Below are 5,397 nucleotides of genomic sequence, written 5' to 3'. Positions count from 1 at the left end.
CTCCCTGCTCCCTGCTCCCTGCTCCCTGCTCCCTGCTCCCTGCTCCCTAAAACAAAAAAAAGACCTCACCTAATTAAAAAATGCTATTAGGTGATCACGACGGAAACAACACCATTCCCCATGCCAGTTCTATCTCCACAATTACAGCAACGGTTAGCGTCACCCCTTAAAATTGGCTCGGTTGAGGTCAACAGCAGGGTTTTACAGTCACCCCTGTCTGGAGTAACCGACCTGGTCTTTCGTCGCCTAGTCCGTCGCTACGCCACTGAGTCCATGATGTATACCGAAATGGTTCATGCTAGCCAGTTAAAGTATCTCCGAGAATTGCCCAAGGTTATGGAGGTAGACCCATTAGAAAAACCGATCAGTATCCAATTATTCGACTGTCGCCCGGACTTTCTGGCTCAAGCAGCACAAAGGGCAGTGGCAGAAGGGGCAGATACTGTGGATATTAATATGGGTTGCCCTGTTAATAAAATTACTAAAAATGGTGGCGGGTCTGCTTTACTGCGAGATCCAGAAACGGCAGAAGCAATTGTACGATCAGTAGTCAAGGCAGTTGAGGTACCTGTAACGGTCAAAACCCGTATTGGCTGGACTGATCAGGAGATCAATGCAGTAGAATTTGCCCAACGTATGGAAGATGCCGGGGCTCAGATGTTGACCCTCCATGGCCGTACTCGTGACCAGGGGTATAATGGTTCGGCTCGCTGGGAATGGATTAAGCGGGTAAAAGATGTGCTGTCTATCCCAGTTATTGCTAATGGGGATATTTTGTCCGTCGATGCAGCAGTGCGCTGCTTGGAAGAAACCGGTGCTGATGGGGTAATGTGTTCTCGGGGAACCCTGGGCTATCCCTTTCTAGTCGGAGAAATAGACTATTTCCTGAAAACCGGACAACTGTTACCCCCAACTACACCAGTACAACTGCTTGAATGTGCTAAAGAGCATTTACAAGGTCTATGGCACTATAAGGGGGAGCGGGGTATTTATCAATCCCGGAAACACATGAGTTGGTACGCGAAAGGGTTTCCTGGAGCAGGGGAATTGCGTCAGAAACTCAGTAGAATAGAGACGGTTGACCAAGGCGTTGAGTTGATTGAAAATGCGATCGCTAAACTTCATCACTAAGCGTTCAGCCGTCAGCCGTGAGCTTTTAGCTCACGCTACGCGAACAGCCGTCAGCCGTCAGCTGATAGCTGATAGCTGATAGCTGATAGCTATCAGCTGACGGCTGAATCCTTACCTTCATCGAGATCAACCGCAATTGTTAATGAAATAGTCTTTTTTTCCAGTATTTGACGGTATAATCGCCCAGGCAGATTCTGTCGGGTATTGACCCTGCTCGGTAATATCTTATGACGTCTTGTTATCAGCCATCTTGCTAGATAGTATAATTGTATGATAGCATAGATAGAATTTTTTGTTCAAATTTAGGAGGATTAATTTAGTATGACCCAAGTGGTTGTCGGTGAAAATGAAGGCATTGAGTCAGCCCTGCGTAGATTTAAGCGACAAGTATCTAAAGCTGGAATTTTTGCTGATATGAAGCGTCTACGTCATTTTGAGACTCCCATTGAAAAGAAAAAGCGCAAAGCGATCGCTCGCAGACGCAAGCGTCGGTACCGCTAAACCTTCAATCCACTGTCAACACTCCCCGGTCATGAGACGCGGGGTTTTTTGATTAACTTACTTGCCATCACCTGACCGGTTTAACCAACCACAGTAAGGGAATCGGGAATCGGGAATCGGGAATCGGGAATCGGGAATCGGGAATCGGGAATCGGGAACATAGATTTGGTGTGGGATACCTTAACTTACAGTAACTCCAACAACTGGGATTCAGTTAATTGGGTAATGCCTAATTCTTTAGCCTTTTCTAACTTAGAACCAGGATCTTCCCCAACCACCAAATAATCAGTTTTGGCACTAACGGAACTAGTAACCTTACCACCAGCGTTTTGAATCAAGTCTTTCGCTTGACTACGCTTCAGGGTAGGCAAGGTGCCAGTAATCACAAAGGTTTTTCCGGTTAAGGGTTGATTTTTATCTAGCGCTATAGTGTTCTGGGAGGCTTCTAACTGTAAACCCGCTTCTCGCAATCGAGCAATCAAGGTCTGGTTGCTGGAAATCTGAAACCAACCCCAGACAGACTGAGAAATTTCTGGTCCAATGCCGTAGATTCCCTCAATATCGGTGACGGTTGCTTGAGCCAACTGCTCAATGGTAGGAAAAGTCTGGGCAAGGGTTTGAGCATTGACACTACCCACATGACGAATCCCCAACCCATAAAGGACTCGTGACCAAGGTTGGGTTTTGGATTTTGCGATCGCATTTAGCAACTTCTGGGCTAACTTATGGCCCATACGCTCCAATGACACCAACTGCTCTAGGGTTAAATCATAAAGGTCAGCAACGGATGTCACTAAGCCTTGGTCTACCAATTGTTCTACAATCTTTTCCCCCAAACCATTAATATCAAGAGCATTACGACTTGCCCAGTGGGTGAGGGTTCCCTTAACAATCGCAGGACAAGATGAATTAATACAGCGAGTCACTGCTTCACCCTTAGGACGCACCAAGGGTTGATTACAAACAGGGCAATGGGTAGGCATCTCGAAGGGTTTAGCATGATCAGGACGTAACTCTGGTAAAACACGTACCACCTCCGGGATAATCTCCCCTGCTTTCCGTACAATCACCGTATCCCCAACTCGCAAATCTAATTGGGCAACATAATCACCATTGTGTAGGGCAGCCCGTTGTACTGTTGTCCCTGCCAATTGCACTGGTTCTAAAATAGCCAAGGGTGTCACTGCTCCGGTGCGTCCCACATTAACCGTAATTGCTTCCACACGACTGGGAGCTTCTTCAGCCGGATATTTCAGAGCAATCGCCCAACGAGGAAACTTCTGGGTAAACCCCAATTGTTGTTGTATCGGGAAAGCATTAATTTTCACCACTATCCCATCGGTCAGGTAGGGTAAATCTTTCCGTTTCGCATCCCAGTAATTGTAATAATCCTGAACATCTTGTAGAGAAGCACAACATTGGCGATGGGGATTCACCGGAAAACCCAGCTTTTTCAGCAACTCTAGAGCATCCCATTGGGAATTGGGCATTGGGATGGTGTACTCCTCACTACTATCCTGATTCGGAATATGTAAGGTATAAGCAAAGAAAGCCAATTGCCGTTTAGCAACAATTCGAGGTTCTAATTGGCGCAACGTACCAGCAGCCGCATTACGAGGATTAGCAAATAATGGCTCACCTGCTTGTGCTCGTTCCTGATTAATCCTCTCAAATACATCCAGAGGTAAGAATGCCTCACCACGCACTTCTACTAAAGCTGGCAGTTGGTCTAGATGTTGGTCTAGATTAAGTTGCTCTAGATTAAGCCGCAAAGGAATGGAGCGAATAGTGCGGACATTCTGAGTAATATCTTCTCCTGTGGACCCATCACCCCTAGTCACTCCCCGCACTAAAATCCCATTTTCATAGGTCAGTGCTAATGCTGAACCGTCAATTTTGAGTTCACAAACGTATTCAGTATTGAGACCTGAGTCTTGGGAAATATCACCAGAAATATGACGTTGCCATCGTTCTTGCCATTGCCTAAATTCCTCAAGGTTAAAGGCATTATCCAGACTATAGAGTGGGATATTGTGGCGCACGGAAACGAAACCAGTAGCTGGTTTCTCTCCTACCCGCTGGGTTGGACTATCAGAGGTTACTAACTCAGGATACTCTGTTTCCAGCTCTTGCAGTTCCCGGTAGAGTTGATCGTAGATGGCATCTGCCAAGATGGGATTGTCCAGGACGTAGTAGGCATAACTAGCATTTTGCAACAGTCGCCGCAGTTCCTGAACTCGCTGGTTTACGTCGGGGGTTACTGGTGCCACAGGGGTGATTATCCTTGATGGAGATTAACTCTAGTTTAGTTGGTCAGATTAACCAGATTAACTATAGCCCTGCTTGAGGTGGAATAGAAAACTTTCGCAAAGTTTAGTCACAAGTTCAGTATTTCTACTAATTCCGTTTGCGGTCACTAATGTCATCTTGGTATTAACTAAGGTACTTTTCCAAGAGACAAGAACAATGGGTCTGTTTGACAAAATTTCAATTAGTCGTCAACACAGCCAAACAACACTCGGACCAGCTGAAGCCTTTGCTGCGATCGCATTAACTGCTGGTGCTGCTGACGGATACGCGACTAATTCTGAAGTACAAGCCATTATTACTGCCTTATCTCGAATGCAGCTGTTCAGGAGCTACTCAGCTGATGTAATGGCAAGAATGTTTGAACGACTTTTGATGCTCCTCCAGCGGCAAGGTTCTGATCCTCTTCTTAGTGCAGCCCTGAAATCACTACCCCATGAACTACAAGGAACAGCCTTTGCGATCGCCACTGATATTATCTTAGCAGATGGAGAAATTACCGATGATGAAGAAGAGTTTTTGAACGAGCTTTATCATGCTTTAGAGATATCAGAAGAAACGGCTATAAAAATTATAGACGTAATGTTAATTAAAAATCAAGGGTAATAGGATTTTTAATTAATTAGTAATTTTGACAAAACTAGCTAAATCTATTCAGTAGAGGGTTCACTTTCAGCAGTGAACCCTCTACTGTTGATGTCTCGGGTGCAAATACTACTCGGTTTCGGTGGGATGCACACTTGCCCTCAACAGGTTTTCCAGGGCCATCTGCCATAGAAATGTCTTCGATCATGCAACTGCCGACAGATGCATCATAGGAATATCAATCCCTGTGGCAAACCCTAGGATTGCCACAGGGATTGATGTCACGAGTACAGGGTATAACAATATCAGCCCTATTTAGTACACAAGGGCCAATGGGCTGTGCGATCGCAGGGGGTGGGCTAGTTAAAAACAGTTGCGCCGCTACTAATAAAGCGCACAGCACTTTCAACGCTTGGTCGAATTTGAAGTCCATGCCGTTTTTGAGAACTTTTAAGATTTTCATCATCTAACTTATCTCTAATGTTTGTTTCTGATGAAACCAAACTGAGATTACTTCGCCACGGATATTATTCTCAAGTTATTATCTCCGATAAAATTCAAAAATCTGATCTGTTTGCGAGAGAATAGGTAAAAGATATCAGGTATGATAAAAAAAACTCTAAATAATATCTATAACTAAATAGACTAATATTTGCTATCTTAATTAATAAAATATTTTAAAAAAATAACGTAATTTACAGATACTAAAAAAGTAGGTTTATAGGCGATTAAATCCAATGTTAATTTTAGTTTTATTAGAATAGCAATTAGCAAGCAATTGTGATATTTTTTAATCCCAACTATCCTAATCATTAATCTCTACTCCCTACTCCCTACTCCCTACTCCCTACTCCCTACTCCCTACTCCCTACT

General features: G+C 44.4%; 5 protein-coding genes. 3 read left to right on the top strand and 2 right to left on the bottom strand.

Features of this window, described 5'->3' with window-relative positions:
* Positions 1-120: 120 nt before the first annotated feature.
* Together dusB and rpsU are read left to right on the top strand one after the other, a co-directional pair.
* A complete protein-coding gene (dusB, locus tag AC4II3_RS30920) occupies positions 121-1,131 on the top strand; it encodes a tRNA dihydrouridine synthase DusB (RefSeq protein WP_488029786.1) in 1,011 nt (336 codons plus the stop codon).
* A 321-nt stretch (positions 1,132-1,452) separates the two neighbouring features.
* The gene (gene rpsU, locus AC4II3_RS30915; RefSeq protein WP_008186741.1) at positions 1,453-1,632 is read left to right on the top strand and encodes a 30S ribosomal protein S21; all 180 of its coding nucleotides are present in this window, start codon (positions 1,453-1,455) and stop codon (positions 1,630-1,632) included.
* Between the two features lie 185 nt (positions 1,633-1,817).
* Here rpsU and ligA read toward each other — a convergent pair whose 3' ends face one another.
* Entirely contained in the window at positions 1,818-3,902 is a 2,085-nt protein-coding gene (ligA, locus tag AC4II3_RS30910) for an NAD-dependent DNA ligase LigA (RefSeq protein ID WP_488016843.1), read from the bottom strand.
* Positions 3,903-4,098: 196 nt separating this feature from the next.
* Between ligA and AC4II3_RS30905 the strand changes: the two genes are divergently transcribed.
* Complete coding sequence (locus AC4II3_RS30905; protein ID WP_488016841.1) at positions 4,099-4,545, top strand: tellurite resistance TerB family protein; 447 nt, start codon at positions 4,099-4,101, stop codon at positions 4,543-4,545.
* A gap of 217 nt (positions 4,546-4,762) precedes the next feature.
* On the opposite strand, the gene AC4II3_RS30900 is transcribed toward AC4II3_RS30905, so the two are convergent.
* On the bottom strand, positions 4,763-4,990 hold the full coding sequence (locus AC4II3_RS30900; RefSeq protein WP_488016839.1) for a hypothetical protein: 228 nt from the start codon (positions 4,988-4,990) through the stop codon (positions 4,763-4,765).
* Positions 4,991-5,397 lie beyond the last annotated feature (407 nt).

This window comes from Moorena sp. (assembly GCF_982860115.1).
The sequence above is the reverse complement of the archived record's forward strand: the minus strand, read 5'-3'. Positions and strand labels throughout refer to the sequence as shown.